The sequence below is a fragment of the Thermosulfuriphilus ammonigenes genome (genome assembly GCF_011207455.1).
Taxonomy (GTDB): Bacteria; Desulfobacterota; Thermodesulfobacteria; order Thermodesulfobacteriales; family ST65; genus Thermosulfuriphilus; species Thermosulfuriphilus ammonigenes.
On the sequence record NZ_CP048877.1, the window covers coordinates 1,826,384 to 1,852,772 of the forward strand.

Below are 26,389 nucleotides of genomic sequence, written 5' to 3' on the forward strand. Positions count from 1 at the left end.
TCTTTAAGGAGGAGGCCATGGAGGATAAAGACGTCAAAGAGAGGCCGCCGGAGACTCCTCTCCCCCCGGTTAACTTTAGTACCTTTATCCTTTCTCTTAGTACCTCGGCCTTAGTTCACCTGGGAGAGCTACCGGAGCCTGAAAGTGGAGAGAAAAGGGCTAATATTGATCTGGCCCGGCACGCCATAGACACCTTGGCCATGCTTAAGGAAAAGACCAAAGGTAACCTTACTCGCGACGAGGAGGCCCTTCTGGATCATATCCTTTATGACCTTCGCCTCAAGTTTGTCCGGCTTCAGGGCTAGATGAAGGAGAGACTCCGGGCCCCAGCCAAGATCAACCTTTTTCTTCAGGTTCTGGAGCCCCTTCCAAGTGGCTACCACGAAATTTATACCCTTTTTCAGAAGGTAACTCTCTTTGACGAGCTGGAGATTGAGCTTGTGGACATCCCCGGGATCAAACTCCAGGTTACTGGAGGGGAGGTTCCTGAAGGAGAGACCAATCTGGCCTTCAAGGCCGCTAAAGTCCTTCTGGATGAGCTTGGGAGTGATCAAGGGGTCAGGATTCATCTTCGGAAGGTCATCCCTGTGGCTGCCGGCCTTGGTGGCGGAAGCAGTGATGCGGCGGCTGTGCTCAAGGGGGTGAATAAACTCTTAGGGGCTCCTTTGAGCCAGGAGGAGCTGGCTCACCTGGGACGCCCTTTAGGGGCTGACATTCCCTTCTTTGTCTGGTCTTATGGGGCGGCCCTGGGAGAGGGCATTGGTGACATCCTTACTCCCTGGCCGGTCCACAAGGCCTTTTACGTTCTCTTTACTCCTCCCTATGAGGTTTCCACCGCCACGGTCTATAAAAAATTGCGATTGACAAGGCGAAAGGAGCCCTTTATTTATGATCCCGGCCAGCCGCCTTGGCTGAGAGGTCTGGTGAATGATTTAGAAAAAGTCACCTTGGCCCTTCATCCAGACCTCGAGGAGGTAAAGGCGGCCTTTATTGCTTTTGGGGCCCTAGCCACCCTTATGAGCGGCAGTGGCCCAACAGTCTTTGGGGTTTTTGATCAATACCAAAGGGCAACTCAGGCAGCCAGGGCCTTGGCATCGAGGTTCTCAGGCCGGGTCCACGTGGTTAGGCCCTGTGGGATGGAAGACAAGGGGTGAGAAACCATGTTTATTAACCACCTGAAGATCTTTACCGGCAACTCCAATCCCCAAATGGCCAAGGAGATCTGCAGTTATTTAAGTATTCCCCTGGGGTTGGCCACGGTGCGTAAGTTCAGTGATGGGGAGACATTTGTCGAGATCGGAGAAAACGTCCGGGGAGCTGATGTCTTTGTTATTCAATCCACCTGTCCTCCGGTGAATGACTATCTCATGGAGCTTTTAATTATGATTGATGCCCTCCGGCGGGCATCAGCCAGGCGGATTACGGCAGTGGTGCCATATTATGGCTATGCCCGCCAAGACCGTAAGTGTGCCCCTAGAGTGCCTATATCAGCCAAGCTGGTGGCCAACCTTATTACCGTGGCTGGAGCCAGGCGTCTTCTCTCCATGGATCTTCACGCTGGCCAGATTCAGGGCTTTTTTGATATCCCGGTGGACCATCTCTTCGCTGCCCCGGTGCTCCTTTCTTATATTAAGGAACAATTTCGTGATGAGCAGATTGTTATGGTCTCTCCGGATGCCGGGGGAGTGGAGCGCACCCGGGCCTTTGCCAAGCGTCTCAATGCTCAACTGGCCATCATTGATAAGAGGCGGGATCGTCCCAATGAGAGTCAGGTGATGAATGTCATCGGTGATGTCAAGGGCAAGGTGGCCATTATCCTGGATGATATGATCGATACGGCTGGCACCATGTGCCAGGCGGCCCAGGCCTTGATGGACCATGGAGCTAAAGAGGTTCACGGCATGGCCACCCACCCAGTGCTCTCCGGCCCGGCGGTGGAGAGAATTAAGAAGGCCCCACTAAAGAGTGTAGTGGTTACCAATACTATCCCTTTGAGGGAAGAGGCCAAGGCTATCGGAAAGATCGAGGTCCTTTCGGTCTCTAACCTTCTCGGGGAGGCCATAAGGCGCATTCACGCCGACGATTCGGTGAGCTCTCTTTTTGTCTAAAGGAGGTTTTCCCCATGAAGCAGGTAGAAATGACGGTTCAGGTAAGAGAGAAGACGGGTAAGGAGGTGGCCCGCAAGCTCCGACGCCAGGGGCTTTTGCCGGCTATCATCTATGGCCGCGAGACAGAAAATATCCCTCTGGCGGTGGAAGCCAACGAGTTAAAAAAGATCCTCTTCCGCCACCGGGGAGAACAGCTCATATTCAATCTCAACCTTAAAAACAACGGTTCGGAAAGCCGGAAGATGGCCATCGTCAAGGAGATCCAGGCCCATCCGGTAACCGATGAGCCCCTTCACGTGGACTTCTATGAGGTCTCCCTGGAGCGCGAAATCGAGGTGGAGGTTCCGGTTGAGATAGTGGGTAAGGCCAAGGGTATGGAACGGGGAGGAATTCTGGAGGTCATCACCCGAGAGCTGACCATCTCCTGTCTCCCTATGGCCATCCCCAATAGCATCAAGATAGATGTGAGCAGTCTTGATATCGGTGATTCCTTCCACGTGGAAGATCTCCCAGCCATGGAGGGAATCCGGGTTCTTGATCCTCCCAAAACAACCATTCTGACCATTGTCTCTCCGGAGGAAGAAGAGGAGGCCCCGACTGAGGAGGCCCTGGAGACAGAGGTCATCGCCAAGGGCAAAAAGAAGGAAGAATCAGAATAGCCGACATGTGGCTTGTGGTGGGCCTGGGCAACCCGGGCCCTGCCTATCAGATCACCAGACACAACGTGGGTTTTATGGTTCTTGACGCCATGGCCAAAAGGCTTGCCCTTAAGGGGTGGGAGGAGTTCTGTCAGGCTCTGGTCTTAAAGTCAGAGAAGCTCTCTCTGGCCAAACCTCAGACCTTTATGAACCTATCCGGTCAATCGGTATCTTGCCTGGCCAGACAGTGGCAACTCTTTCCGGAAGAGATCCTGCTTGTCCATGATGATCTGGATCTGCCTTTAGGGCGGATTAAGATCGTCCGCTCCGGGGGCTCCGGTGGCCACCGGGGAGTAGCTTCGGTGATTGAACATCTGGGAAGCAGGAATTTTCCTCGAATTAAGGTCGGCATTGGCCGGCCAGGGCCGGGAAAATCGGTCTCGGATTATGTGCTCTCTCCCTTTGAAGAGCAGGAGCTTAAGGTCGTGGCGGAGATAATTGAAAAGGCCGCCGAGGCCATAGAGACCATTGTCGAATCTGGCCTGGAGCGGGCCATGAACATTTTCAATGCCTTGAGACCAGCTTGCTCCCTTTAGGGGCCTGTGTTACCAATGGGGTATCAATAGATTGACGGGGCGTAGCGCAGCTTGGCAGCGCGCCTGCCTTGGGAGCAGGAGGTCGGCGGTTCAAATCCGCCCGCCCCGACCAGAGGTCTGAATATTGCATATCTTATGATGGAGTGTTAAATTTTTAGGGTCATAGTGGAGGTGAGCGTAGCTCAACGGGACAGAGCACCGGACTGTGGCTCCGGAGGTTGAGGGTTCAAGTCCCTCCGCTCACCCCACTTTTTTTATCCCCAACCGCCGGAAAGATCTCTATCACTTCTCCAACCTTAAGGACTCCCCCCTCTAAAAATCTTAAAATCAATTGATTAGCCAGCTCACCTGTTAGGCACCTCACTTAAAGAAAAATCCCCACGAGGATTGCCCATTAGTTAACTGGCTCGCCTAGCGGCTGCTACCAACAAAAATGTTTTCTTATCTTATCTGTCAATTTTGTTTTTATTTAGATAAAAACTTGCTTGCTATCATTTTCACATTATTATCAGATATATCCATCTAGGAGGCTTATAAGTGAAAAAATTCCAAAAAATGATTAATTTTGCTTATTTTCTTGACATATTCTTAAAAGTCCATTAAAAACATTTGTATCTAATATTGTCAGCTAATGATCAAAATATCTTTGGATACAAAGACAGGGATTCCCTCTTTAATAAATTATTAAATCTGAGGAGGAAGTATGGCTGAGACTAAGGTTGTCTATAGTATCTGCGGTATGTGTGCTGTCCGCTGTCCAATAATGGTAGAGGTAGAGGACGGTAAGGTAACCTGGATATCGGGCAACCCTCATGATGCCGGAATCGGCACCGGACTTTGCGCCAAAGGAGTTGCCGGTCGTTCCGTCCTCTACGATACCGAAAGGCCACTTTCTCCTATGATTCGGGAAGGAGAGCGGGGCTCAGGCAAGTGGCGAACGGTTTCCTGGGATGAGGCCTTGGATTATGTAGCTGAGAAGCTTCGCGAGATTATCGACAACTATGGCGGTCGGGCCATTCTTCTCAGCGATCGAGGGGGTCCCTTTGTTGAGATCCGCAAGGCCTTTATGCAGGCCTTGGGGTCTCCCAACTACTGTAACCATGATGTCACCTGCGGCATTTCTGTGAATCACGCCGCCATGTCCCTCTTTGGCTTTGGGCGAACGGGTTTTTCCTATGATTACAAAAACGCCAAGCACGTGGTGCTCTATGGCCGGAACATGCTGGAGTCAATCAAGGTTAAGACGGCTCGGGCCATGATAGACGGCTTGGCCAAAGGGGCCAAGATCACCTACATTGATCCGCGCTTCTCTGTTACGGCCTCCAAGGCCCACCGCTGGTGGCAGATCCGTCCGGGGACAGATTATGCCCTTAATCTGGCCCTTATTCATATCCTTATTAAGGAAGGTCTTTACGATAAGGCCTTTGTCTCTCGCTGGGTGGAGGGCTTTGAGTATCTGGCCAACTTTGTCAAACCCTACACGCCAGAGTGGGCCGAAAAGGAGACCGGCATCCCGGCCCAGGAGATGTATCTCTTTTGTCAGGAAGTGGCCAAAGATGCCCCCCATGTCATCTTCCATGGAGGCTGGATGCGGGCCCGCTATCGGCAAGCCTTCTATGAGGCCCGGACTACCTATATCCTAAACGTCCTCTTGGGGGCGATCGAGGTTCCTGGAGGGCTTGTTTTTGTTAAAGGCCCGGGTGATGCCGGCAAGAAAGGGCTGAACAAGATCGGGGTTAATCTTCCCAAAGTGGAGGAGAAGAGGGCCGATGGGGCAGGGTGGAAGTACCCCCACATTAAAACCCCTCTTCTTCACCGGGCCCTGGAGGCCATAAAGACGGGAGATCCTTATCCCATAAAGGCCTACTTCGTCCATCGTCATGACCCCCTCCTGGGGCTTCCAGATCCCGAGGCCCAGATCGAGATCTATAAGAATCTGGATCTTCTGGTGGTCTGTGACATTAACTGGAGCGAAACCTCCTGGTGGGCCGATGTTATCCTGCCTGAGTGCACCTATCTGGAGCGTTCGGATATCATTGCCACCCAGAAGGGCTTAAAGCCTGGCTTCAGGCGGCGTAAGGCGGCCATAAGCCCCATGTACAATACCCGGCCGGGCTGGTGGATATATATCCAGCTGGCCAAACGGCTGGGCAAGGGGGAGCATTTCCCTTATGAAACCATAGAAGATATCTGGCAGGCTCAACTTGAAGGTACCGGGGTCTCCATCGAGGATTTTGAAGCCAAGGGTTCGGTGACCCTGGTAGATAAACCCATTTGGTTTGATCGGGAAAACGGCCTTCCCTTTAAGACCCCTTCGGGCAAGATCGAAATCGTCAGCCAGAAGTGGGAGGAGGCCGGCTATCCCTCTCTTAAAGAATACGAGTCTCCCGAGGCTCCCCCTGAAGGTCGCTTCCGTCTCCTCTTCGGTCGAGTGGCCTATCAGACTCATGGTATGTGGATGAACAACCCGGCCCTTCATCCCTATCTGAAAGAGAACATTCTCTGGATCAACAAAGACGTGGCCGCCAAGATGGGTCTTAAGACGGGAGACTTGGCTGAGGTGGCCAATGGTTCCTACCGCAAGAAGATCCGAGTCTTTGCCACGGAGCTCATCCATCCCGAGGCCGTTTTCATGCTCCACGGCTTCGGTCATACCGTGCCCTATCAGAGTCGGGCCTACCAGAAGGGGGTGGCCGATCAGCGGCTGGAGGTAGGGCTTCTGGATGTCTTTGATCCGGCCGGAGGAGCCAGTGCCCTTTGTGAGTGTTTTGTAGAAGTTAAGCCGGCCAGCTAAGGGAAAGGAGGAACAAAGATGGCCAAGTACTACATTTATCATGATCCTTCTCGGTGCATCGGGTGTCTTTCCTGCGAATTGAGCTGCAATGACTGGAAGGGCCTTCCTTATGGCCAGTCCAACTGTCGGATATTTCAGTATGGCCCGGAGGTGGAGGATGGACAGCCTGTTTTGGGGTTTGCTTATGTCTCCTGTTTTCACTGTGAGAGGCCATTCTGTGTGGAGGCCTGTCCCTCGGCGGCCTTGATCCGGCGTGAAGGTGACGGGACGGTTATCTTTCGAGAGGAGCGTTGCATTGGCTGTCGGGCCTGTCTTACCGCTTGTCCATGGGGAATTCCCCAGTGGAACAGTGTCAAGGGGAGGATCCACAAGTGTGACTACTGCCTGGAGAGAATAGACAGGGGGCTTGAGCCGGCTTGTGTTACCCGCTGTCCCACCAGGGCCCTGCACTTTATGACTGCTCAGGAGGCCGCCTATCTTAAGCGGGCCCGTTGGCTTGAAGAGACTTTTGGTCATCATGTGCGCCCGGTAGGGGAGCGTTCCTGAGGAAATTCCCCTTAAATAGGGCTCCTTTTATAGCTGGTTGTTCAGGGAAAGGGGAAATGGTCCCCTTTCCCCTAAATCAGTTTCAGATGAAACAATTTTTCCAATAATTGCTAAAAGATCCAGGTATTGGAGACCTTTATGGAGATAGCCCTGAGTCTCAAGTATCTGCCCATTCTCATCCTGGCCATGATTGTCTCTGTTATGGCCGGGGTCCAGGTGCTGGTTAACCAGATTCTGGGTCTAAGGCGACCTTATCCAGAAAAGCAGACTCCCTATGAGTGCGGCTTTACCCCTAGCGGTGAGGTGCGTCATCGGTTTCCTATCAAGTTTTACGCCATCGCCATTCTCTTTTTGGTCTTTGATGTAGAAGCCGTCTTTCTTTACCCCTGGGCGGTGACCTTTGATGAACTGGGGCTCTTTGGCTATCTGGAGATGATCGTCTTCATCATTCTTCTCCTGGTGGCCTATTTCTATGCCTGGATGAGGGGGGCCTTCCGATGGGAGTAAAGGTGCCTCTGGTCAAAGTAAGTGAAGGCGTCTCCCAGATACCGGGAGTGGATGTTTTTGTCACCACGCTGGACAAGCTCATCAACTGGGCCCGGACAGGCTCGATGTGGCCGGCAACCTTTGGCCTGGCCTGCTGTGCCATTGAGATGATGGCCACCGGTGCCAGCCACTATGATCTGGACCGCTTCGGGATCATCTTTCGGGCCTCTCCCCGGCAGGCCGATGTCATGGTGGTGGCCGGCACGGTGACCAAGAAGATGGCTCCGGTGGTCCGCCGCGTCTATGATCAGATGCCAGAGCCCCGATATGTGGTTTCTATGGGGAGTTGCGCCTCTTCGGGAGGCATCTTTCAGACCTACTCTACTGTTCAGGGGTGTGATGAATTCATTCCTGTGGATGTTTATGTCCCCGGCTGTCCTCCCAGGCCAGAGGCTTTAATCCACGGCCTTCTGAAGCTTCAGGAAAAGATCCGTCAGGAAAGAGGGCGCTGGGGGGCCCTGAGATAGGAGGTCTCATGAAGGCGGTAGAGCACCTAAAAGAACGTTTCCCGGAGGATCTCATCGCTGTCTCCCGTTTTCGAGGAGAGGTTACCGCCTGCATCAGGAGGGAACGCCTCTATGAGATCCTTGAGTATTTAAAGAATGATCCCGAGCTTCTTTTTGACCACCTGGTTGATCTCTGCGGAGTGGACTGGCTGGGCAAGAAGACTCCCCGCTTTGAGGTGGTTTATCATCTTTATTCTATCCGCTATCGGCAGTTCCTACGCCTGAAGGTTCCTGTCCCTGAAGAAGATCCCACTCTGGCCTCAGTAGTTTCCCTCTGGAAGACGGCCAATTGGTTTGAGAGGGAGTGCTATGAGATGTTTGGAATTGTCTTTAAGGGGCATCCTGACCTCCGGCGGCTTTTGACCCCTGAGGATTGGGACGGATACCCTCTCCGTAAGGACTATCCTCTTTTTCTCTCGCCTGAAAACGAGTGGCCAGGGTATCGGGAGCTGGTGGAAAAGGCTCGGGAGCTTTCCCGGTATGACTGGTATCCCAAGCTGGCCTCAAACGAGGACTCTTAATCAAAGGAGTGGTTCATGGCCCCGGTGGTAGAAATCGTCCAGAAAGATAGTCAGAGTCAGGGCTGGGAAGAGCCTTACTACATCAATATGGGGCCCCAACACCCGGCCACCCATGGGGTGCTTCGGCTCTTTCTAGAGCTTGAGGGGGAGACCATTGCCTCTTGCCATCCAGATATCGGTTATCTCCACCGGGGCATAGAAAAACTGGCCGAACACCGAACCTATGCCCAGGCCATGGTCCTTACCGATCGGCTGGATTATATCTCCTCGGCGGCCAACAATATTGGCTATTGTCTGGCGGTGGAGAAGCTCTTTGGCCTTGAGGTTCCCTACCGGGCCCAGGTTTTGCGAACTTTGGCCTGCGAGATGGCCCGGATCGCCAGTCACCTCCTCTGGCTGGGGACTCATGCCCTGGATATAGGGGCCATGACGGTTTTTCTCTATTGTTTCCGCGATCGAGAGCGTATTCTGCGGGCCTTTGAGAAGCTTTGCGGGGCCCGTCTGACCGTTAGCTACCCTCGGATAGGGGGAGTAAGACAGGATATTACCCCGGAGATCATGGAGGATCTGAGGCGCTTTGTTGAAGACTTCCCTCAGGCCATAACCGAATACGAGACCCTTATCGATGTCAACCGCATCTGGCTCAAGCGAACCAAAGGGGTAGGGGTTATATCCGCTGAGGAGGCGGTGAATCTTGGCCTTACTGGGCCCTCTCTTCGGGGCTCCGGGGTGGCCTACGACGTGCGACGGCATCGCCCTTATCTCATCTATGAGGAGCTAGAATTCGAAATTCCGGTAGGTAGTGTTGGCGATGTCTATGATCGTTATCGGGTGCGAATGCAGGAGTTAAGGCAATCCACCCGGATCATCTCTCAGTGTCTGGATCGCCTGGAGCAGACCAAAGGGGAGCCCACGGTGGCCCCGGGGGCTCCGGATCTGGTGATGCCCTTTAAGAAGCGTCAAGCGGCTGTCCGCTTTGTGCCCAAGAGGCACGTCATTGTCCGGGCTGAGGAGGGGCCTGTGTTCCCCGAAGGGGAGGTCTATGTGGCCATCGAGGGTTCCAAAGGAGAGCTGGGCTACTATCTCATAAGCGACGGCACCGGGCAGCCTTGGCGCCTCCGGATCCGGGCCCCCTCTTTTGTTCACATCTCGGCTTTGCCATCCCTGGCAGAAGGACAGATGGTGGCCGACATCATCGCCATCATCGGTAGCGTGGACATTGTCCTTGGAGAATGCGATCGGTAGGTGGGATATGGGAGACCTGCTAAATCAGGCCTATCAGACGGTGGATCAGCTCAGTTTAAGGTATCTGGGCCTTTCGGCCCTTAAGGGGTTTATCCTCCTCAACATAGCCATGCTTCATGTGGCCTATATCACCTACGCCGAACGAAAGATAATCGGTCGCATGCAGCAACGACTTGGTCCCAACAGGGTGGGGCCCCGGGGCCTGCTCCAGCCCATTGCCGATGTAGTCAAGCTTCTGACCAAAGAAGACATCTGTCCGGCTCAGGCTGACCGGCCGGTATTCTATACCGCTCCCTTTATTAGCTTTATTGCCGCCGCTACCAGTCTGGCTGTCATTCCCATCTGGGAGAATTTTGTCATTGCCAACGTCAATGCGGCCTTGTTGGTTATCTTGGCCCTCTCTTCCCTTTCTTCATATGGTGTCATCTTAGCCGGTTGGGCTTCAAACTCTCGTTACAGCTTTCTGGGAGGCCTGCGGGCCTCGGCCCAGGTTATCAGTTATGAGATTGCCCTGGCCCTTTCTCTGGTGGGAGTAATGATGATGGCCGGCTCCCTCAATATCTCTGACATTGTTAGGGCCCAGGCCGAAAGCCCCTTTAAGATCTACGCTATTCCTCAGGCAATTGGCTTTTTTATCTTTATGGTGGCCGCTGTGGCCGAGACCAACCGGGTTCCCTTTGACCTGCCTGAGGCCGAGACAGAGCTTGTGGCGGGTTACTTTGTGGAATACAGCGGCATCCGCTTTGCCCTTTTCTCCCTAGGAGAATACTTTGGCATGCTGGTAATGTCTGCTGTGGCTGTAACCTGCTTTCTGGGGGGCTGGTACGGTCCCTTTGAGATTCCCGGGGTGCCCTTCTTCTGGTTCTTGGTCAAGCTTTACCTTCTTATCTTCTTCTACATCTGGATCCGGGCCACCCTGCCTCGCTATCGCTATGATCAGCTTATGGGCCTTGGCTGGAAGATTCTTATCCCCCTGGCCCTTTTAAACATTGTCATCACTGGTTTGATCAAGATTGCCATCTAGAGAGGGCTCTATGGATGCCAAAAAGATAATCAAAACCATCTTTCTGGTGGAGATCTTAAAGGGCCTTTCCCTTACCTTGCGAAAGCTTTTTGCCCGTCCGGTAACAGTGCAATACCCCGAGGAGCAGATCGCCCCGGCCCCTGGTTTCAGAGGGCGTCATGCCCTGGTCAGGGATCCTGAAACGGGTCTGGCTCGCTGTGTCGGTTGCTATCGCTGCGTTCAGGTTTGTCCTTCAAGATGCATTCAAATTAAGGTCAGCCGGGATGTAGAGACCGGGGTCCGGGTGGTGGATGAATATGTCATTGAGGCCCTGCGTTGCGTCTATTGTGGCTACTGTGTCGAGGTATGCCCGGTAAATGCCTTGGTTCTTACGGAATTCTATGAGTACTCCAACTTTGAGCGAGATGACTTTCGCTTCACCAAGGAGCGGCTTCTTGCCCACTGGGACGAGTTTATCGCCCGGCGGGAACGTCCGTATTTTAATCCCTTCTGGAGACCGAGGGGGGTTCCTGATCAGCTTCTTCCAGCACCTAAGCGCAAGGCGGAGGGTATCTGATGGAGGGAATGTTAGCCAAGGTGGTTTTTATTTACCTGGCAGTGGCCTTAGTTGTCACCTCAACGTTGGTGATCACTACTCGAAATGCGGTCCACGCTGTTCTCTGGATGCTGATTATGTTTTTTCACCAGGCGGTCTTGTTCCTCACCGCGGGGGCCGAATTTTTGGCTGCTGTCCAGATAATCGTCTATGCAGGAGCGGTTCTGGTCCTTTTTCTCTTTGTGGTTTATCTGATAAATCTCCGCTCCGAGATTCGCATCCAAAACTTCGTCATCTACTGGCCGGTGGCCCTCTTTATGGCGGCCTCTCTGGGAATGCTGGCCGTGGGAGCCGTCAAAGATTTTGTCCCCGGCCCCAAGACGGGAGTCCTTACTTCCCAGGCTCTCCTTGAGGTTGGCCACACCCGGCTTTTAGGCCGCCTTCTCTTCAGCGAACATGTCCTGGCCTTTGAGGCGGCAGGAGTGATTCTCCTGGTGGCTGTTTTGGGGGCGGTCATCCTGACCCGACGTCTTCATCAAGGAGTAAAGAGATGATTCCAGTGTCCTGGTACCTGACCTTGAGCCTGATCCTTTTTGCCCTGGGGGCCTTTGGCTTCCTGGTGCGCCGTAACGTCATCATCATGCTTATGGCCATTGAGATCATGCTTAATGCGGTGAACATCTCTCTGGTGGCCCTTTCCCGGGGCCTTGAGGATCTCGTCGGTCATCTGCTGGTCTTTTTTGTCATCGCGGTGGCCGCTGCCGAGGCGGCCATTGGCCTGGCCCTGGTAGTCCTTCTCTTTCGGAGGACCAGGGAGATTCACCTGGATGAGTTTCGTCTGCTTAAGGGGTAGCCCATGAATTACGTCGTCTTCATACCCGGTCTGCCACTGTTTGCCGCTATTATTACCCTGGTCTTTGGGCGTCGCTACATTAGGGAGAAGGCCCACTGGTTGCCGACCTTGGCTGTCTTTGTCTCTCTGCTCCTCTCTCTTAAGGCCCTCATGGAGGTTATCTCTGGGGCCCGGGCCAACTTTGACCTCTACACCTGGGTCTTGGGCGCCAGCTTCAAGGGGAGCGTTGGCTTTTTGGTGGATCCCCTCTCGGTGATGATGCTGGCCATGGTCTGCTCCCTTTCCTTCTTCATCCATGTCTATTCCATTGGTTATATGGCCGGGGACCCGGGCTATTATCGCTTCTTTGCCTATATCAGCCTTTTTACCTTCTCGATGCTGATGCTTGTCTTGGCCAACAACTTTCTCCAGCTTTTTTTCGGCTGGGAGGCAGTGGGTCTTTGTTCTTACCTGCTTATAGGCTTCTGGTACCGTAAGAGATCAGCGGCCAACGCCGCCAAGAAGGCCTTTATTGTTAACCGCTTTGGTGATTTTGGCTTTGCCCTGGGGATCTTTCTCATCTTTCTCCTCTTCAAAAGCGTCTATTATCAGGATGTCTTTGCCGCGGCCGAGACCATGGCTGACCGGAACATAGCCTTTTTGGGCCTTGAGGCCTCTTTGGCGACTGTCATAGCCCTTCTTCTTTTCTGTGGGGCGGTGGGCAAAAGCGCTCAATTCCCGCTTCATGTTTGGTTGCCGGACGCCATGGAAGGCCCCACACCGGTTTCGGCCTTGATCCATGCTGCCACCATGGTCACCGCCGGGGTTTTTATGGTGGCCCGTTGTCACGCCTTCTTTGTGCTCTCGCCCACGGCCATGGCTGTGGTGGCCCTTCTGGGGACCTTTACCTGCTTTATGGCCGCCACCATTGCCATCACGCAGTTTGATATCAAGCGAGTCATTGCCTACTCCACCCTTTCTCAGTTGGGTTACATGTTTATGGCCTGCGGGGTGGGGGCCTTTGATGCCGGCATGTTTCATCTTTTCACCCACGCCTATTTTAAGGCCCTGCTCTTTTTGGGGGCCGGTAGTGTCATCCACGCCATGCACCACGCCCCTGATCCCAACGATATGCGCTATATGGGAGGGCTTAGACGGTTTATGCCCGTGACCTATGTCACCTTTCTGGTGGCCTCTCTCTCCATCTCTGGAATCCCTGGTTTGGCCGGCTTTTTCAGCAAGGACATTATCCTCTTTTCGGCCATCGCCTCCAAGTACCCCTGGGGCCGATTGGTTTGGGCTGTGGGCACCTTGGTAGCGGCCATGACAGCCTTCTACTCCTTTAGGGTAGTCTTCATGACCTTCTTTGGAGAGTTCCGGGGCTATCGGGCTCTCAAGGGTCATCTACCCCAGGAGTCTCCAGCGGTTATGACTGTGCCCTTGGTTATTCTGGCCGTAGGGGCCATCGTTACTGGCTATCTCTGGATTCCTCATGCCTTTGGCGGTCCGGACCGTTTTGGCCACTTTTTGGCTCCGGTGCTGGGGCACCATCCCTATTTGGCAGTTTCCCACGAGGAGGCGGCCTCTTTAGAGTATCTGGTCTGTGCCACCTCCATTCTGGCTGGCCTTTTAGGCATTGGTCTGGCCTGGCTGTTGTATGTCCGCCAGCCGGATCTTCAGGGCCTTGTTCCTCGGCTCTTCCCGGGTCTATACGATTATGTCTATCGCAAGTGGTACTGGGACGAGATCTACCATTGTCTGGTGGTGGTGCCCACCCGGTCTGTGGCCTGGTTTCTCCAGCGGGTTACCGATGGACTGATCATCGAGGGAGTGGTCAACGGGGTGCCAGCCGTCATCCAGCGGACAGGGCTTTTCATCCGTCGAATCCAGTGTGGGGTGGTCCACATCTATGCCTTGGCCATGACCACCGGCGTGGTGGCCGTAGTGGCCCTGATCTACTTGCTTAGGGGGTAAAGGAAGGATGAGCTTTTCCTTAAAGATGGCCACATTTCCCTGGTTGTCCCTGATCATCTGGCTTCCTATTTTAGGGGCCCTGGCCCTTCTCCTCCTACCCCGAAGGGATGGGCTCATCAGACGTTTTACCCTGGGCGTGGCTGTGGCGGACTTTTTGGTGGCCCTGCCTCTTTTTTTCTCCTTTGATAAATCCTTTGCCGGGATGCAGTTTGTCGAACGCCACCTCTGGATAAAGGCCTGGAATATTTCCTACTTTCTGGGGGTGGATGGGATAAGCGTTCTCTTTGTCCTCCTTTCCACCATTCTGACCATTCTCTGTGTACTCATCTCCTGGGAGGCAGTCACAGAGAAGGTAAGAGAGTTTCATATGGCCTTGCTTCTAACCTCGGCCACCATGACCGGGGTCTTTTGTGCCCTGGACCTCTTCCTCTTTTATATCTTCTGGGAGGCCATGTTGGTCCCCATGTATCTTATAATTGGTATCTGGGGGGGGCCCCGCCGGCTTTACGCCACTGTTAAGTTTTTCTTCTACACCCTGGTAGGTTCTATCCTCATGCTGGCCGGGATCATCTTCCTTTACCTCAAGACCGGAAGCTTCGCCCTTCCGGAGATTGTTCGCACCAGTCTGCCCTATGTCTATCAATTTTGGCTTTTCTGGGCCTTCTTTGCCGCCTTTGCCGTCAAGGTTCCCATGTGGCCGGTTCATACCTGGCTCCCCGATGCCCACACCGAGGCCCCTACGGCGGGTTCGGTTATCCTGGCCGGGATCCTCATCAAGATGGGGGCCTATGGTTTTCTGCGCTTTTCTCTGTCCTTTATGCCTTTAGCCGCCAAGGCCATGATGGTCCCGATGCTTGTTCTCTCGGTGATTGCCATCATCTACGGAGGAATCATCTGTCTGGCCCAGGTGGATCTAAAGCGTCTCATCGCTTACAGCTCTGTGAGCCACATGGGTTTTGTGACCCTGGGTATTTTTTCCCTTGAGGCCAACGCTGTGGAAGGGGCCATTTTGCAGATGATCAACCACGGGATTGTCACCGGGGCCCTCTTTATGTGTGTAGGGGTGGTCTATGACCGGACCCATAGCCGCCTTATCAAGGACTACGGTGGTCTGGCCACAGTAATGCCTATTTACGCGGCCTTTTTTCTGGTTTTTACCCTGGCGGCCGTGGGGCTCCCGGGGACCAACGGCTTTGTGGGCGAGTTTTTGATCCTCCTGGGGACTTTTGCCTCTAAAAAATGGGCCGCCCTTTTGGGGGCCAGCGGTTTGATTATCGGGGCTGCTTACATGCTTTGGCTCTATCAGCGGGTTTTCTTTGAGGAGATCAACCCTAAAGTCAAGGGGCTTAAAGATCTTGATTTTCGGGAGACCTTGGCCCTGGTGCCCCTTCTGCTTCTGGTCTTGCTAATTGGCTGTTATCCCACACCTTTTCTCGGATTCATGCACCAGTCAGTAGCTGCTCTTATGGATCATGTCCATCAGGCCGGGGTTCCGGCCATCTCCATAACTCAGCTGATCAAGGAGAGTCTCCATGTGGTCATCCCTTCCTAGCTTTAGCGTCATTTATCCCGAGGCCCTTCTAGTAACTGTGGCCAGCGCTATGGTCCTTATGGACCGTTTCGTGCGGGAGAAGATGGTCTTTGTCTGGATGAGCCTGGGGGGCATTGGTCTGGCCCTTTTCCTTACCCTGACCACGGCGGGATCCAGCTTCGGTGAAGTCTATAGTGCTGATCCCTACAGTCTCTTTTTCCGTTTGGTCTTTCTTCTTGTGCTTGCCCTGGTAGTCCTTCTTTCCCCGGGCTACACCAGGGAGCAGGGGATAAACTTCGGCGAGTACTACGGGATGATTTTCTTTGCCGCGGTGGGCATGACCATTTTGGCCTCAGCCCGGGATCTTCTCCTGGTCTATCTGGGTATTGAGCTGATGTCCCTTTCGATTTATGTCTTGGTGGCCTTCCTTTATCCGGATCTGAGGTCTCTTGAGGGGGCCCTTAAATATTTTCTTCTGGGGTGCTTTGCCTCGGCCTTTCTCCTTTTGGCTATAGCCTTTGTCTATGGTCTGACCACCACCACGGCTCTAGACCTGATAGCCCAGAGACTTACGGGGGCCGACGGTCTGGACCGCTCCCTTCTTTTCGTTATGGCTCTCTTTACCGTTGCCCTGGGCTTTAAGATTGCCGCCATTCCCTTTCATATGTGGGCTCCAGATGCCTACGAAGGGGCTCCCACCAGTGTTACGGCCTTTATGTCTGTGGGGCCTAAGGCGGCGGCCTTTGCCGCCCTGGGGCGGATCTTCATGACGGCCTTCTTCCCGGCCCGGGCCGATTGGGTGGAGATCCTCATCCCTTTGGCCATGCTCACCATGATTGGGGGAGCCCTGATGGCCCTGGTTCAGACCAATATTAAGCGTCTTCTGGCCTACTCCTCTATTGCCAATGCTGGCTGTGCCCTTCTGGGAGTTATCGCGGGCACAGAAAACGGCCTGGCGGCCCTGATGGCCTTTCTCTTCATATATGCCCTGATGACTCTGGGAGTTTTTGGAATCGTGCTCCTTGTTAGCCGACGTCAGGGGCAGGGAGAGTCCATCTTTGACTATCAGGGGCTGGCCAAGACCCATCCCTGGGCGGCCTTTCTGATGCTCATCTTCCTTTTTTCTCTGGGAGGCATCCCTCCTACGGCCGGGTTTGTGGGGAAGTTTTATCTCTTCAAGGTGGCCTTTGAGGCCGGTTACGTGGCCTTGGTGGTCATGGCCGCCTTGACCAGTATTGTTGGGGCCTACCCCTATGTTCGCATAGTCCTTCTCATGTATATGAAAGAACCCGAGGGGGATATCCCTCTTAATTCTACCGCCTATCTGGTGGCGGGGCTGACCATATCCCTGGCGGGGGTGCTGGTCTTTGGCCTTTGGCCTGCGCCACTTATAGATTTTGCCAGAAGTTGTGTCTTCGCCCTACCCTAGAGGGAGCCCGAGGCGTTTTAGACAATTGCTACAGAAGGTATCCGGTTTTTCGTCTACCTCCTCCAGGCAGTTTGAGAACCTCATCACGCACCACCGGTGGCAGTGTCTGAGCCCAAGGGCGTGCCCCAGTTCATGAAGGGCCTCCTTAAGGGCCCGGAGGCAAAGGAGTTTTTGATTATCTGGCCGACCGTAAAAGCTCTCTCGAAGTCGATGATAGGAGAAGATGGCCAGACCTCTTCCAATGAGGGCCAGTCCAAAGACAAAATTAAGCCCGGGGCTGTAAAGATCCTCACCGGTGACCCCGAGCCGGAGAGAAGTGGGGTCAGAGCTTTGAGCCAGATGGGTCAAAAGGGCCTCGGCCTGCCATTGACCACGCAGAGGGTCAAATCCAAGGGGAGGGAGGCTCAAGGGAGGGCCTGATTTACAGGAGAGAGAAGGGAGTCTTTTAGGAAGGGCCTCCTTAAGAAAAATTAAAATTCCTTCGGAGGCCCCCTTAAAGGGAAAGAGGGTCAGGATCATGACCCCCCAGGGCTGGCCAAATTAAGGGGGATATTTACCACCTTAAGCTCCCCTCCAATCCGGAGGGCTAATCTCAAGGAAGAGACAGACTTAATCTCTTCGGCCTTGCCTGGAAAGAAGAGAAAACCGTGGGCCAAAAGCCCCGGTTCGATGGTCTGGTTGTGGAGCTGACGCTGGGCCAGATCGTTTTTAATCCGTTCGCCAACAGTGGCGTAGGCCCCTGCTCCTCCGGCCAGGGCCCCGGCGGTAGCCCCGATAACCGCGCCCTTACCAGTGCTCTCCCCGACGTCTTCACCGGTAACCACCCCTACGGCAAAACCCACCAGGGCTCCAGCGGCACCAAGAAGGGCCGCTGGCTTTAAAGTTCCCTTGGCGGTTTCAGCCACATCTACGTGCCCCTTGATGCGGTTGTAGGCCTCTTCGGAGGTCAGAAGTGGCCAGGCCTGACCACTCTGGTCGATGAGAAAGGTCTGACTGGGGTCTATCCACATTTCTTCTTTTCCCTGGTTGTCAATAGTCACCTGGACAGGGACAAGCCCGGCCCCTCGGGCATCAAAGCCCAGGGCCTGCTTGGCCGCGGAGGGATCCAGATAGACCCGGGCCGAGATATACGCTCCGGCAACCACCACATGGCCCGGCTGGCTCTGGGGAAGGGCTACAGGGGCTACTCTCTTGCCGTAACCAGAGCAACCGGAGATGATGAGCAGGGAGATAAGAAGAGGCAGGGCCAGTCGGTAAAGATCGTGCCGCAAAAGGGCCATTTTGACCTCCTTGGTTTTATTTTTCTAGGTTAATGGCCGGATGTTCCCTTGGCAAGCTCAGGGGATGGCAGATAAACGGAAAAGAGACTCCCCCTCCCAGGAGAGCTAGAGACCAGAATTTGTCCCCCGTGGGCCTCTATATAGGCCTTGGCCAAGGCCAGCCCCAGGCCTCTTCCTGAGGGGCTTCGGCGATAAAAGCGTTCAAATATTCTAGAAACTTCTTCTGGAGCAATACCCGGGCCGGTGTCAGAAATGCGGATCTCCACTCTTCCTTCACCTTCCCGGGCTTCAAGGACTACCTCTCCTCCTGGAGGGGTGACCTTAAAGGCATTGTCCAGAATGTTTAAAAGGGCCTGGAGGATCTTTCTTCTGTCGCCAAAGACAACCTTGTTGTTTTCTCGATATCTGGTCTGAAACCTGATTTTCTGGCTTCGGGCAAGGACCCTGAAAGGCTGGGCTACTTCTTCAACCAGGTCTTTTAAAAGAAGGGGTTCCTTCCGAAGATGGAGAAGGCCGGTTTTGGCCTCGGAGATATCCATGATGGCGTTTAAGAGATTGAGGAAGCGGTCGCTTTCGTCCATTATCTGGACCAGAGCCGCCTTTACCGCTTCCGGATTCTGATCCTGAAGGCTGGTTTCGGCCATGGTTCTAATGCGGGCCAGGGGCGTTTTAAAATCGTGGGCCGTGTGGTCTATCATCTCTGAAAGCTCCCGGACAAAGGCCTCCAGCCTTTCCAGCATAAGGTTAAAGGTAGAGGCTAGACTATCTAGTTCGTCTTCGGTTCCCTTGAGGGGGACCCGCTGAGAGAGGTCGTTGCTGGTAGCGATTTTGCGGGCCACGGCGTCTATTTTTCGAATTTGGGAGATGATCTGGCGGGCCAGGAGAAGGCCAGCCAGAAGGGCGGCTATGAGGGTGGCTCCGGCCCCCAGGATAAGACTTTGGCGGAGTTTTTTGAGGAGGTCCTCCCGCCACTTAAGGGCTATGGCCTCCTCCAGGAGGAGACCTTCCCGAAGAGGGGCAACCATTACCCGGGCCTTATGTTCTGGTCGTCGAGGAATGGAGACGGTGTGGAAAAGATGACCCTGGATCTCCAGCGGAGGAGGGGAGGCGGGGAATAGGCCTTCTCCCCAGCTGGCAGGGTCTGAACTAAAGATGAGGTGGCCATTTCTGTCCCAGACGCGCACAAAGACATCTTCCGGGCCGTCGTCGAGGACTTCCTCCCTAATGAAGGCCTTCATTAGACCGAGGCCTCCTTTCTGATAAGCGGATTTTATCTCGGCCAGATCTTCTAAGAGATCGACATCGGTTTCATGGAGAAGATCCCGATAGAAAAGCTGATAGAGGCCAAAGAGGATGAAAAAGAAGGCCGAAAAGAAAAGCAGGCCATATAACCCCGTCAGCCGGAAGATCAGGCCTCTTGGACACTTAGGTTTCATCGGTCAGCATATATCCTGCTCCCCGGATGGTCCGGATCAATCCCCTGTGGGCAGATCCCAGTTTTTCCCTCAGGCGGCAGATGTGGACATCCACTACATTTGATTCTGGATCAAACTGATAGCCCCAGATCTTCTCCAGAATCTGGATTCTCGTAAGAACCCGTCCCTTGTTTCGGGCCAGATACTCCAGAAGGGCGAACTCTTTGGGGAGAAGATCTATTTTTTCTTGCCCTCGTCGAACTTCTCGGGCCAGCAGGTCTATTTTAAGCCCCCCTACCTCTATGACCAATCTTTCTGGTGGCCGTCCGGCTCTTCGGAGCAGGGCCCGGATGCGGGCCAAGAGTTCAGCAAATGAGAAGGGTTTGGTGAGATAGTCATCACTTCCCAGCTCAAGGCCTCGCACTCTATCCTCTACGGACCTCTTGGCGCTTAATACCAGGATGGGCAGGGTGGGCCTTTTGACTCGCAAGGAGCGAATGAGTTCAAAGCCATCTATCAGGGGGAGCATAATGTCCACGATGAGCAGGTCCACCTCCAGTTGGAGGGCCAAATCATAACCACTCAGACCGTCTTCTGCTGTCTCTACAGAAAATCCGGCCTGTTCCAGACCTTTTTTGATGAACTCCACCAGACGCTGGTCATCCTCTATGAGGAGGATTTTCATTTTCATAAAATCATTTTAAAACCATGAAGCTGAAATAACCATTAAACCAAAATGACAAATTTTTAATCTTTTCTTAAGCCTTCTTTAATCTCTGGCTGGCCTTTTAGACCTAAAAGGGCCGGTGCCCGGCCCGGAGGCTTTTTATGTGTGGTATTGCCGGGGTCTTGAGCTGGAAGGGGCCAGCCAGGCCTAAGATGCTTCATAAAATGAAAAATCGCCTCACTCACCGCGGCCCGGATAGTCAGGGGATATACCTTCAGGGACCGGTGGGGCTTGTTCACACCAGGCTCTCGATTATCGATGTTTCGGGCGGATCCCAGCCCATTATCTCCAGCTCTGGCCGGCAGGCCCTGGTAGCCAATGGAGAGATTTACAACTTCAAGGAGGTTCGGGAACGCCTGGAACTAAAGGGAAGGGCCTTTATCTCCCACTCCGACAGTGAGGTTATCCTTCAGGCTTATCTGGAATATGGGCTGGACTTCCTCCGCCATTTGGCGGGGATGTTTGCCTTTGCCATCTGGGATGGGGAAAGAAATAGCCTCATTCTGGCCCGGGATCGTCTGGGTATTAAGCCCCTTTATTACCTGGTCGGGAGGGATTTTTTTCTCTTTGCCTCCGAGAAGAAGGCCCTTCTCCCTTTTCTTGCCGGGGAGCCGGAGATTCGCCCTGAGGCCCTTTTTGAGACCCTTCAGTACCAGTTTTTAACCGGAGAAAAGACCCTTGTTCAGGGCATCAACCGTCTCCCCCCGGCAGAGATGCTGATCGTCTATCTCCATAGAAGACTTGAACGAAGGCGTTATTGGTCGCCGGCCACCCTGAGGCCCCGTCGTCTTGGCTTTGAAGAGGCCAGAGATCAATTTGATCTTCTCTTTGAAGAGGTCTTTGTCCAGCATCTGCGATGTGAGGTCCCTTTGGGAGTTTTCCTCTCGGGAGGCCTGGATTCTGCGGTGATTCTGGCCTGCTTAAGAACTCTTAAGGCTGGTCCGGTTAGGGCCTTTACCGTAGTCTATCCTCAGGATCCGGGGGTAGATGAGTTTGCTCGGGCCAGGTGGGTTGCCAGACACCTGGGAGCCAGTCTTATCCCCGTAAGGCTTCATCCTGAAGATATCTGGCCCCATTTGCCTCGGTTGGTCTGGGCTTTAGACGAATTTATGTGGGATCCGGCCTGTGTTCCGACCTTTTTTCTGGCTCATACAGCCCAGAAGCACCATCTTAAGGTGGTCTATACCGGCGAGGGAGGCGATGAGGTTTTTGCCGGCTATGGCCGCTACCGAAAGGGTTTCTTCCTTCGTTTTCTCCGCTCCGTGGCCAGGGTCTCTTATCGGGGGCGAGGGCACTGGCCCCCTCTCTGGCAGGAGAAGGTATTCGGGCACCCCCTTAAGGCCGCTGTTTGTCAGCCTCCCTTTAGGTGGCTATGGGCCAAAAGCCCCAGAAGTTGGGGCTTTGTCACCCGGGCCCAATATGTAGATATCCAAACCGAACTTGCTGATGACCTTCTGGTCAAGGTGGATCGTATGCTTATGGGCCATGGCCTTGAAGGAAGGGTTCCCTTTCTGGATCATCGGGTAGTAGAGTTTGGCCTTTGCCTGCCCAGTTACTTGAAGGTCGGTCCCCATCAGGGCAAAGTCTTTCTTCGGAGGTGGGCTGAAGCCCTTCTGCCTCGAGACTATCTCTGGTCAAAGAAGAAGGGGTTCCATGTGCCCCTTGACCGATGGTTGAAGGGGCCGATTATCTCCGGTCTCCAGAAGACCCTGCCTCATAATCGAGCCCTAAGAAACTGGTTTGATCCAGGAGGGCTCAGAGAGCTTTTGACCTTTCAGGAGGGCCGTGGTGGTCTCGGAGGGTTGATCTGGTCCCTTATTGTCTTTGCCCTGTGGCACCGGATTTTTATCGAAGAAAAAGGGGAGCCTCCGGGGTCCAGGGAAGATTTTCTTGATTTTATGGCCTAAAAATTCAGCTTACCAGCTGAGCGTAAATCTTGAGCCCCTCCCTGAGAAAGGCCTCGGGGATCTTTCCTCTTGCGGAAACCGTCTCTAGAATTCTTCTGGGAATCCGAAGATCCTTAAAGGAAAAACCTTCCCGAAGTTTGAAACGATACTTGATCTTAAGAATCTTTTGTCCCAGTTCTCTTAGTTCTTCAGGAGAGAGATTAAAGCCTACGGTGGTCAGGGCCCGGGAAGCGGTTTCATAGCCGTAGATACTGCGGGCGAAAAAGCAGACCACCAGGCTGGAGAGGATCTGTCTGAAGCTTTCCTCCCTGAAGAGGTGTTCGGCTAGTTCCTGAGGGGTTTTTTGGAGGGTTTCCTCCTTTTCGTCCAGACTGTAGCCTCCTGAATCCAGGTGGCTGTGTCGGGCTCCGGTGAGGTGGGTCAGGTGGGCTGCCGGCCCGGTATGGTAGCCGGGCATTTCGTTGCCGCCAAAGGCCAGGGCAAACTCCTGACCACCATATTGGGAGGAAGCGTAGTCTACACCCCGGCCAAGGGCCCTGTAAAAGTCATTTTTTTGCTGAACAAGGGCGGAGATCATCTCCAGAAAGATCTCGGTCTTTCCCCAATCGGGCTCAAGGCCTTCTGTCTCCCGGGTGGTAACCAGCCCGCGTTTGAAGGCCTCTGTGGCCCAGGCCAAGACCACCCCTGTGCTCATGGCGTCAAGGCCAAGGTTGTCGATCCGGTGAAGGAGTCGGAGGACCTCTTCCGCCTGCCCTATGCCAATCATGGAGCCCAGAGAATAGAGTAGCTCGTAGTCATAGGAAATGAAGGTCGTCTTATAAAAGTAGGCCTCATCTTCGTACGGGGTGCGGAGGGCCGCCAGATGGATACAGGCCACCGGGCAATGGGCACAGGCCAACCTTCGACCAAGAAGCCTCTGGGCAAGGTATTCTCCAGAAATCTTTTCGGCCATTTCAAAGGAGGTCTTCTGAAGATTATAGGTAGGCAGAGCCCCCAGTTGATTAAGGGGCAAGATGTTAACGGCCGTACCTAAGTCGTGGTACTTTTTCAGAGAATCGGTCCGGGTGATTTTTTGAAAGATTTCCTCGTAGGTTTCCCGGTAAAGGCGCCGGTCAGCTGTTTTAAGGCTACCTCGACCGCTGATGATAATGGCCTTGAGTTTTTTGGCCCCCAGGACGGCCCCCAACCCCAGACGACCGAAGTGACGGTATGTCTCGGTAACGGCACAGGCATAGGTGATCAGCCTCTCACCCGCCGGTCCGATTCGAATAATGCTCCTTAAGCCGGAGTCCCCAGCTACCTCTCGGAGAGCTCGCCCGGTGGCCCCCACCTCAAGCCCCCAGAGAGAACGGGCATCGAGAAAAGAGACCTTATGGGGCGAGATGACCAGCAACACCGGGATATCACTGCTTCCCTTGATGACCAGGGCTCCTATACCAGCCATTCTTAAGGCAATGGCACTCCGCCCTCCGGCATGACTTTCCCCCAGATTCCCGGTATGGGGAGACTTGAAAAGGGCTGTGGTCTTTGAGGCCATGGGGAAGTGGCCAGTAAGGGGCCCCACAGCCAGAATAACCGGGGCTTCTGGAGAAAGAGGATCTACTCCTTCTGGACACTCCTCAAGAAGGAGCCTGCTGGCCACCCCTGTTCCTCCAAGGAGGGTTTCAAAAAGATCCGGCCGGTGTTCTATAGAAGAGGTGCGTCGGGAAAGGTCGATGTAGAGGACACGCTCAAGGGGATCGTGGGGAATCATGATTCCTCCTTTACTAAGGCCAGAACTCCATGGGGACAGTACCGGGCACAGGTGCCACAGTGGACACAGAAGACGGGTTTATTGCGCTCCTCATCCCAGAAGATGGCTCCGGGCAGACAGGCGCGGAGACAGTGACCACAGCCCAGACAGCGTTGGGCCACATGGACCACTCCGCCACCCTGACGGGGTTTAAGGGCCTCTGTGGGGCAAACAGCGGCACAGGGAGGATCCTCACAGGCCCGGCAGACGGTAACCGTAAGCCCTCGGCTCAAACCTCCCCGGGAATGAGGGAGAATGGCCGCCCGGGAAAAGCCCCCCAGGGAAAACCTCCTCTGACAGGCAAACATGCAAAGCTGGCAACCGACACATCTTTCTGCATCTACCACCGCCAGATGGGTCATTTATCCTCCCTCTCCGACTAAGTATCCTTTTACAGGATATAGATCATTTCTAAGTCTATTAGAATTAAAATCTTTTAACTTGTTTTGGCGAAGGGGGGTTGTTTAAATCTGTTGATGATGGATTCTTTTGTTGCCCGGCGATACCTTCTCCTGGCCTTCCTTCTTGTCTTGGCCCTGGTCTTTCAGGGAAGCCGGGGACTATATGATCGTGACGAGACCCGCTATGCCGAAGTGGCTCGGGAGATGCTTGTCTCCGGGGAGTATCTCATTCCCCAGAGAGACTTTCGTCCTCACCTGACTAAGCCGCCTCTTACCTACTGGGCCCTGGCGGCCAGTATGAAAATCCTGGGCCAGAATGAATGGGCGGTGCGTCTTCCCAATGCCCTGGCCTTTGCCCTGACAGCCTTTGTGGTGGGCCTTATTGGTGAGGCCCTCTGGGGCAGGAGGGGGCTATGGGCCGGGGTAATCTATGCCACCAGTCTTTTTCCTTTTGCCGCGGCCAATATAGTTACCACGGATACCCTGCTCGTCCTCTGGGAGACCGCCGCGGCCTGGGCCTTTGTCAAGGGATACCTGAGCCAAAGAGCGGAAAGGGCCCGGGTTTGGTTCAATCTTATGTGGTTTTTTTGGGGCTGGGGTTTCTGACCAAGGGGCCAGCCATTTTCCCGGTGGCCGCCGGTCTGGTTGTTTTCTGGCTCCTTAAGCGACGGGAATATCCCCGTCATCCCTGGCCACCGGAAGGAGTGGCCATTTTCCTATTAGTGAGCCTCAGTTGGTATATCTTTGTGGCCGGCCGGATTTCGGGCTCCCTTTCTCTCATTTTAAATGAACAGATCATCGGTCGTCTCTTTAGCCCCGTCTATCATCGAAACTGCGCCTGGTATGCCCCTTTTTATCTCTATCTTCCCATTATCCTTTTGGGGCCTTTCCCCTGGGCCTTTATGTGGCCCCAGGCCTTAAAGGAAATGGCCACGGGGTTAAGGTCTAAGAGCCTGCCCGGTCTTCTTTTAGGGCTATGGTTTTTGGTTCCTCTGGTGGTCTTTTCCCTGGCCAAATCAAGGCTTCCCCTCTATGTGCTTCCTCTTTTTGCCCCTATTTCTCTGATGTTCTATTTTGCCTTAAGTAAGGGGACAAAACAGGGGCATTCCTTGGCCAGGAGTCTTCTTTCTCAAAGGGTACTGGCTGTCTGGGTTCTGATTCTCTGGGGGCTTAAATTCGGGGCGGCCCTGGTTAAGGCTCCCCAGGATGCCCGGGCCTATGCCCAGGTCTTTGCTCCCTATCTTGATTCCAGCCCCTGCCTTCTGGGCCTTGGAGGTTCATATTTTGACGGCCTTTCCTTTTATACCGGTCTTGATTTTGAATATCTTCCTCAACGAGGGGATGAGGGAAAGGCCTATGTGGAGGATAGCTGGCCGGAAGAAGTGGCCGAGATTCGCTCTCGCTGGAGACGCTGTCTTTTGGTGGCCAAAGGGGGAGATTTTTACCCCCTGATTCCTCTTCTTCAAAAGGAGGGCTTAAAGGTTGAAAAACTCTCCCATTACGGGAAACTCCGGCTTTACGAAATAGGCCTTGCAGGCGATTATGGGGCCAGGCATAGGTAATCTTGATCAGCCTTCTCCCTCCGGAAGAGCTCCCCATCGCTGGCCAGGATAATCTGAGAAACCCAGCGATCAAGGGCTAGAAGATACTCCTCTCTTTCCGCTGGTTCGGCTTCAAGGTGGGCAATTCGCTTCTCAAGCTGGATAAAACCTTCCTCAGGAAGGAGATGCCTTAGACGGACGGAGACCATTAGGCGTGGTTGTCCTTGAGAATCACAGAGACTATAGACGTGTTCTCCAAGGTCCTCAACCATTAAACGAAAGCCCATAAGAGAAAGAACCTGGTTGCCTAGCAAACCATTGTAGCTTACCACCATGTGGTCTTCTATCTTCTTGTCCTGACGGATTAACTCCCGTCGGAAGAGGTCTCCTACCCGCCACCCGATAGCTACCTCAGGGGAGAGAAAACCCACCTTCTCCGCCAGAATCTTTAGCTCCAGGGGCACCCAGATCATAGACCTTTGATAACATGTTTTTTAAAAA

28 protein-coding genes and 2 tRNA genes are annotated in these 26,389 nt (G+C 53.8%); 23 read left to right on the forward strand and 7 right to left on the reverse strand.

What is annotated here, in order from left to right:
* Nucleotides 1-17 precede the first annotated feature (17 nt).
* The 20 genes from G4V39_RS08890 (at nt 18) to G4V39_RS08985 (ending at nt 16,825) form a co-directional block, all read left to right on the forward strand.
* On the forward strand, nt 18-305 hold the full coding sequence (locus tag G4V39_RS08890; protein WP_166032597.1) for a DUF1844 domain-containing protein: 288 nt from the start codon (nt 18-20) through the stop codon (nt 303-305).
* Nucleotides 306-1,154, forward strand: coding sequence for a 4-(cytidine 5'-diphospho)-2-C-methyl-D-erythritol kinase (ispE, locus tag G4V39_RS08895; RefSeq protein WP_166032598.1), 849 nt, complete (start codon nt 306-308; stop codon nt 1,152-1,154).
* A gap of 6 nt (nt 1,155-1,160) precedes the next feature.
* Nucleotides 1,161-2,108, forward strand: a complete 948-nt coding sequence (locus G4V39_RS08900) for a ribose-phosphate pyrophosphokinase (RefSeq protein ID WP_220126115.1) — start codon at nt 1,161-1,163, stop codon at nt 2,106-2,108.
* A 14-nt stretch (nt 2,109-2,122) separates the two neighbouring features.
* Nucleotides 2,123-2,767: a 50S ribosomal protein L25/general stress protein Ctc gene (locus G4V39_RS08905; RefSeq protein ID WP_166032599.1), complete on the forward strand. Its 645-nt coding sequence runs from the start codon at nt 2,123-2,125 to the stop codon at nt 2,765-2,767.
* 5 nt (nt 2,768-2,772) lie between these two features.
* Complete coding sequence (gene pth, locus G4V39_RS08910) at nt 2,773-3,342, forward strand: aminoacyl-tRNA hydrolase (RefSeq protein WP_166032600.1); 570 nt, start codon at nt 2,773-2,775, stop codon at nt 3,340-3,342.
* A 35-nt stretch (nt 3,343-3,377) separates the two neighbouring features.
* Nucleotides 3,378-3,454: transfer RNA gene (locus G4V39_RS08915), tRNA-Pro, on the forward strand.
* A gap of 59 nt (nt 3,455-3,513) precedes the next feature.
* Nucleotides 3,514-3,590: transfer RNA gene (locus G4V39_RS08920), tRNA-His, on the forward strand.
* Between the two features lie 455 nt (nt 3,591-4,045).
* Nucleotides 4,046-6,136, forward strand: a complete 2,091-nt coding sequence (locus tag G4V39_RS08925) for a molybdopterin-containing oxidoreductase family protein (RefSeq protein WP_166032601.1) — start codon at nt 4,046-4,048, stop codon at nt 6,134-6,136.
* Between the two features lie 18 nt (nt 6,137-6,154).
* Nucleotides 6,155-6,682 carry a 4Fe-4S dicluster domain-containing protein gene (locus tag G4V39_RS08930; protein WP_166032602.1) on the forward strand — a complete coding sequence of 176 codons (528 nt, stop codon included), beginning with the start codon at nt 6,155-6,157 and terminating at the stop codon, nt 6,680-6,682.
* 138 nt (nt 6,683-6,820) lie between these two features.
* Nucleotides 6,821-7,189, forward strand: coding sequence for an NADH-quinone oxidoreductase subunit A (locus tag G4V39_RS08935; RefSeq protein WP_210412081.1), 369 nt, complete (start codon nt 6,821-6,823; stop codon nt 7,187-7,189).
* On the forward strand, nt 7,180-7,695 hold the full coding sequence (locus G4V39_RS08940) for a NuoB/complex I 20 kDa subunit family protein (RefSeq protein WP_166032603.1): 516 nt from the start codon (nt 7,180-7,182) through the stop codon (nt 7,693-7,695). The genes G4V39_RS08935 and G4V39_RS08940 overlap by 10 nt, the downstream gene beginning before the upstream one ends.
* A gap of 8 nt (nt 7,696-7,703) precedes the next feature.
* Complete coding sequence (locus tag G4V39_RS08945; RefSeq protein ID WP_166032604.1) at nt 7,704-8,255, forward strand: NADH-quinone oxidoreductase subunit C; 552 nt, start codon at nt 7,704-7,706, stop codon at nt 8,253-8,255.
* 15 nt (nt 8,256-8,270) lie between these two features.
* On the forward strand, nt 8,271-9,500 hold the full coding sequence (gene nuoD / locus G4V39_RS08950; RefSeq protein ID WP_166032605.1) for an NADH dehydrogenase (quinone) subunit D: 1,230 nt from the start codon (nt 8,271-8,273) through the stop codon (nt 9,498-9,500).
* 7 nt (nt 9,501-9,507) lie between these two features.
* Complete coding sequence (gene nuoH / locus G4V39_RS08955) at nt 9,508-10,524, forward strand: NADH-quinone oxidoreductase subunit NuoH (protein ID WP_166032606.1); 1,017 nt, start codon at nt 9,508-9,510, stop codon at nt 10,522-10,524.
* A gap of 10 nt (nt 10,525-10,534) precedes the next feature.
* The gene (gene nuoI / locus G4V39_RS08960; RefSeq protein ID WP_166032607.1) at nt 10,535-11,080 is read left to right on the forward strand and encodes an NADH-quinone oxidoreductase subunit NuoI; all 546 of its coding nucleotides are present in this window, start codon (nt 10,535-10,537) and stop codon (nt 11,078-11,080) included.
* On the forward strand, nt 11,080-11,613 hold the full coding sequence (locus G4V39_RS08965) for an NADH-quinone oxidoreductase subunit J family protein (RefSeq protein WP_166032608.1): 534 nt from the start codon (nt 11,080-11,082) through the stop codon (nt 11,611-11,613). Before nuoI ends, G4V39_RS08965 begins: the two co-directional genes overlap by 1 nt.
* Nucleotides 11,610-11,912: an NADH-quinone oxidoreductase subunit NuoK gene (gene nuoK / locus G4V39_RS08970; protein WP_166032609.1), complete on the forward strand. Its 303-nt coding sequence runs from the start codon at nt 11,610-11,612 to the stop codon at nt 11,910-11,912. Before G4V39_RS08965 ends, nuoK begins: the two co-directional genes overlap by 4 nt.
* A gap of 3 nt (nt 11,913-11,915) precedes the next feature.
* Nucleotides 11,916-13,865, forward strand: a complete 1,950-nt coding sequence (gene nuoL / locus G4V39_RS08975) for an NADH-quinone oxidoreductase subunit L (protein WP_166032610.1) — start codon at nt 11,916-11,918, stop codon at nt 13,863-13,865.
* A 25-nt stretch (nt 13,866-13,890) separates the two neighbouring features.
* On the forward strand, nt 13,891-15,417 hold the full coding sequence (locus tag G4V39_RS08980; RefSeq protein ID WP_246169653.1) for an NADH-quinone oxidoreductase subunit M: 1,527 nt from the start codon (nt 13,891-13,893) through the stop codon (nt 15,415-15,417).
* The gene (locus G4V39_RS08985) at nt 15,398-16,825 is read left to right on the forward strand and encodes an NADH-quinone oxidoreductase subunit N (RefSeq protein ID WP_166032612.1); all 1,428 of its coding nucleotides are present in this window, start codon (nt 15,398-15,400) and stop codon (nt 16,823-16,825) included. Before G4V39_RS08980 ends, G4V39_RS08985 begins: the two co-directional genes overlap by 20 nt.
* On the opposite strand, the gene G4V39_RS08990 is transcribed toward G4V39_RS08985, so the two are convergent.
* Genes G4V39_RS08990 through G4V39_RS09005 form a run of 4 tightly spaced genes read right to left on the reverse strand, consistent with a single transcriptional unit; the run spans nt 16,817 to nt 20,211 of the window.
* Nucleotides 16,817-17,344 carry an archaemetzincin family Zn-dependent metalloprotease gene (locus G4V39_RS08990; protein WP_166032613.1) on the reverse strand — a complete coding sequence of 176 codons (528 nt, stop codon included), beginning with the start codon at nt 17,342-17,344 and terminating at the stop codon, nt 16,817-16,819. The genes G4V39_RS08985 and G4V39_RS08990 overlap by 9 nt on opposite strands.
* On the reverse strand, nt 17,341-18,105 hold the full coding sequence (locus G4V39_RS08995; protein ID WP_166032614.1) for a DUF4352 domain-containing protein: 765 nt from the start codon (nt 18,103-18,105) through the stop codon (nt 17,341-17,343). Before G4V39_RS08995 ends, G4V39_RS08990 begins: the two co-directional genes overlap by 4 nt.
* A gap of 29 nt (nt 18,106-18,134) precedes the next feature.
* A complete protein-coding gene (locus tag G4V39_RS09000; protein ID WP_166032615.1) occupies nt 18,135-19,541 on the reverse strand; it encodes a sensor histidine kinase in 1,407 nt (468 codons plus the stop codon).
* Nucleotides 19,531-20,211 carry a response regulator transcription factor gene (locus G4V39_RS09005; RefSeq protein WP_246169655.1) on the reverse strand — a complete coding sequence of 227 codons (681 nt, stop codon included), beginning with the start codon at nt 20,209-20,211 and terminating at the stop codon, nt 19,531-19,533. The genes G4V39_RS09000 and G4V39_RS09005 overlap by 11 nt, the downstream gene beginning before the upstream one ends.
* Before the next feature lie 137 nt (nt 20,212-20,348).
* Between G4V39_RS09005 and asnB the strand changes: the two genes are divergently transcribed.
* Entirely contained in the window at nt 20,349-22,154 is a 1,806-nt protein-coding gene (asnB, locus tag G4V39_RS09010; protein ID WP_166032616.1) for an asparagine synthase (glutamine-hydrolyzing), read from the forward strand.
* Nucleotides 22,155-22,158: 4 nt separating this feature from the next.
* Here asnB and G4V39_RS09015 read toward each other — a convergent pair whose 3' ends face one another.
* Nucleotides 22,159-23,907: an aldehyde ferredoxin oxidoreductase family protein gene (locus tag G4V39_RS09015; RefSeq protein ID WP_166032617.1), complete on the reverse strand. Its 1,749-nt coding sequence runs from the start codon at nt 23,905-23,907 to the stop codon at nt 22,159-22,161.
* The gene (locus G4V39_RS09020; RefSeq protein WP_166032618.1) at nt 23,904-24,308 is read right to left on the reverse strand and encodes a 4Fe-4S dicluster domain-containing protein; all 405 of its coding nucleotides are present in this window, start codon (nt 24,306-24,308) and stop codon (nt 23,904-23,906) included. Before G4V39_RS09020 ends, G4V39_RS09015 begins: the two co-directional genes overlap by 4 nt.
* A gap of 114 nt (nt 24,309-24,422) precedes the next feature.
* On the opposite strand from G4V39_RS09020, the gene G4V39_RS09025 reads away from it, so the two are divergent.
* Both G4V39_RS09025 and G4V39_RS09030 read left to right on the forward strand, forming a co-directional pair.
* Nucleotides 24,423-24,953 carry an ArnT family glycosyltransferase gene (locus G4V39_RS09025; protein ID WP_246169804.1) on the forward strand — a complete coding sequence of 177 codons (531 nt, stop codon included), beginning with the start codon at nt 24,423-24,425 and terminating at the stop codon, nt 24,951-24,953.
* Nucleotides 24,911-25,909 (forward strand): glycosyltransferase family protein, encoded by a 999-nt coding sequence (locus G4V39_RS09030; RefSeq protein ID WP_166032620.1) that lies wholly within the window; start codon nt 24,911-24,913, stop codon nt 25,907-25,909. The genes G4V39_RS09025 and G4V39_RS09030 overlap by 43 nt, the downstream gene beginning before the upstream one ends.
* Here the strand turns inward: G4V39_RS09030 and G4V39_RS09035 are convergent.
* Nucleotides 25,888-26,361 carry an FmdE family protein gene (locus tag G4V39_RS09035; protein ID WP_166032621.1) on the reverse strand — a complete coding sequence of 158 codons (474 nt, stop codon included), beginning with the start codon at nt 26,359-26,361 and terminating at the stop codon, nt 25,888-25,890. The genes G4V39_RS09030 and G4V39_RS09035 overlap by 22 nt on opposite strands.
* Between the last annotated feature and the right edge of the window lie 28 nt (nt 26,362-26,389).

Excerpts from the sequence above, each read along its gene's own strand:
- G4V39_RS08890 (WP_166032597.1), top strand. The coding sequence starts at position 18 with ATGGAGGATAAAGACGTCAAAGAGAGGCCGCCGGAGACTCCTCTCCCC.
- ispE (WP_166032598.1), top strand. The coding sequence starts at position 306 with ATGAAGGAGAGACTCCGGGCCCCAGCCAAGATCAACCTTTTTCTTCAG.
- G4V39_RS08900 (WP_220126115.1), top strand. The coding sequence starts at position 1,161 with ATGTTTATTAACCACCTGAAGATCTTTACCGGCAACTCCAATCCCCAA.
- G4V39_RS08905 (WP_166032599.1), top strand. The coding sequence starts at position 2,123 with ATGAAGCAGGTAGAAATGACGGTTCAGGTAAGAGAGAAGACGGGTAAG.
- pth (WP_166032600.1), top strand. The coding sequence starts at position 2,773 with ATGTGGCTTGTGGTGGGCCTGGGCAACCCGGGCCCTGCCTATCAGATC.
- G4V39_RS08925 (WP_166032601.1), top strand. The coding sequence starts at position 4,046 with ATGGCTGAGACTAAGGTTGTCTATAGTATCTGCGGTATGTGTGCTGTC.
- G4V39_RS08930 (WP_166032602.1), top strand. The coding sequence starts at position 6,155 with ATGGCCAAGTACTACATTTATCATGATCCTTCTCGGTGCATCGGGTGT.
- G4V39_RS08935 (WP_210412081.1), top strand. The coding sequence starts at position 6,821 with ATGGAGATAGCCCTGAGTCTCAAGTATCTGCCCATTCTCATCCTGGCC.
- G4V39_RS08940 (WP_166032603.1), top strand. The coding sequence starts at position 7,180 with ATGGGAGTAAAGGTGCCTCTGGTCAAAGTAAGTGAAGGCGTCTCCCAG.
- G4V39_RS08945 (WP_166032604.1), top strand. The coding sequence starts at position 7,704 with ATGAAGGCGGTAGAGCACCTAAAAGAACGTTTCCCGGAGGATCTCATC.
- nuoD (WP_166032605.1), top strand. The coding sequence starts at position 8,271 with ATGGCCCCGGTGGTAGAAATCGTCCAGAAAGATAGTCAGAGTCAGGGC.
- nuoH (WP_166032606.1), top strand. The coding sequence starts at position 9,508 with ATGGGAGACCTGCTAAATCAGGCCTATCAGACGGTGGATCAGCTCAGT.
- nuoI (WP_166032607.1), top strand. The coding sequence starts at position 10,535 with ATGGATGCCAAAAAGATAATCAAAACCATCTTTCTGGTGGAGATCTTA.
- G4V39_RS08965 (WP_166032608.1), top strand. The coding sequence starts at position 11,080 with ATGGAGGGAATGTTAGCCAAGGTGGTTTTTATTTACCTGGCAGTGGCC.
- nuoK (WP_166032609.1), top strand. The coding sequence starts at position 11,610 with ATGATTCCAGTGTCCTGGTACCTGACCTTGAGCCTGATCCTTTTTGCC.
- nuoL (WP_166032610.1), top strand. The coding sequence starts at position 11,916 with ATGAATTACGTCGTCTTCATACCCGGTCTGCCACTGTTTGCCGCTATT.
- G4V39_RS08980 (WP_246169653.1), top strand. The coding sequence starts at position 13,891 with ATGGCCACATTTCCCTGGTTGTCCCTGATCATCTGGCTTCCTATTTTA.
- G4V39_RS08985 (WP_166032612.1), top strand. The coding sequence starts at position 15,398 with ATGTGGTCATCCCTTCCTAGCTTTAGCGTCATTTATCCCGAGGCCCTT.
- G4V39_RS08990 (WP_166032613.1), bottom strand. The coding sequence starts at position 17,344 with ATGATCCTGACCCTCTTTCCCTTTAAGGGGGCCTCCGAAGGAATTTTA.
- G4V39_RS08995 (WP_166032614.1), bottom strand. The coding sequence starts at position 18,105 with ATGGCCCTTTTGCGGCACGATCTTTACCGACTGGCCCTGCCTCTTCTT.
- G4V39_RS09000 (WP_166032615.1), bottom strand. The coding sequence starts at position 19,541 with ATGAAACCTAAGTGTCCAAGAGGCCTGATCTTCCGGCTGACGGGGTTA.
- G4V39_RS09005 (WP_246169655.1), bottom strand. The coding sequence starts at position 20,211 with ATGAAAATGAAAATCCTCCTCATAGAGGATGACCAGCGTCTGGTGGAG.
- asnB (WP_166032616.1), top strand. The coding sequence starts at position 20,349 with ATGTGTGGTATTGCCGGGGTCTTGAGCTGGAAGGGGCCAGCCAGGCCT.
- G4V39_RS09015 (WP_166032617.1), bottom strand. The coding sequence starts at position 23,907 with ATGATTCCCCACGATCCCCTTGAGCGTGTCCTCTACATCGACCTTTCC.
- G4V39_RS09020 (WP_166032618.1), bottom strand. The coding sequence starts at position 24,308 with ATGACCCATCTGGCGGTGGTAGATGCAGAAAGATGTGTCGGTTGCCAG.
- G4V39_RS09025 (WP_246169804.1), top strand. The coding sequence starts at position 24,423 with ATGATGGATTCTTTTGTTGCCCGGCGATACCTTCTCCTGGCCTTCCTT.
- G4V39_RS09035 (WP_166032621.1), bottom strand. The coding sequence starts at position 26,361 with ATGATCTGGGTGCCCCTGGAGCTAAAGATTCTGGCGGAGAAGGTGGGT.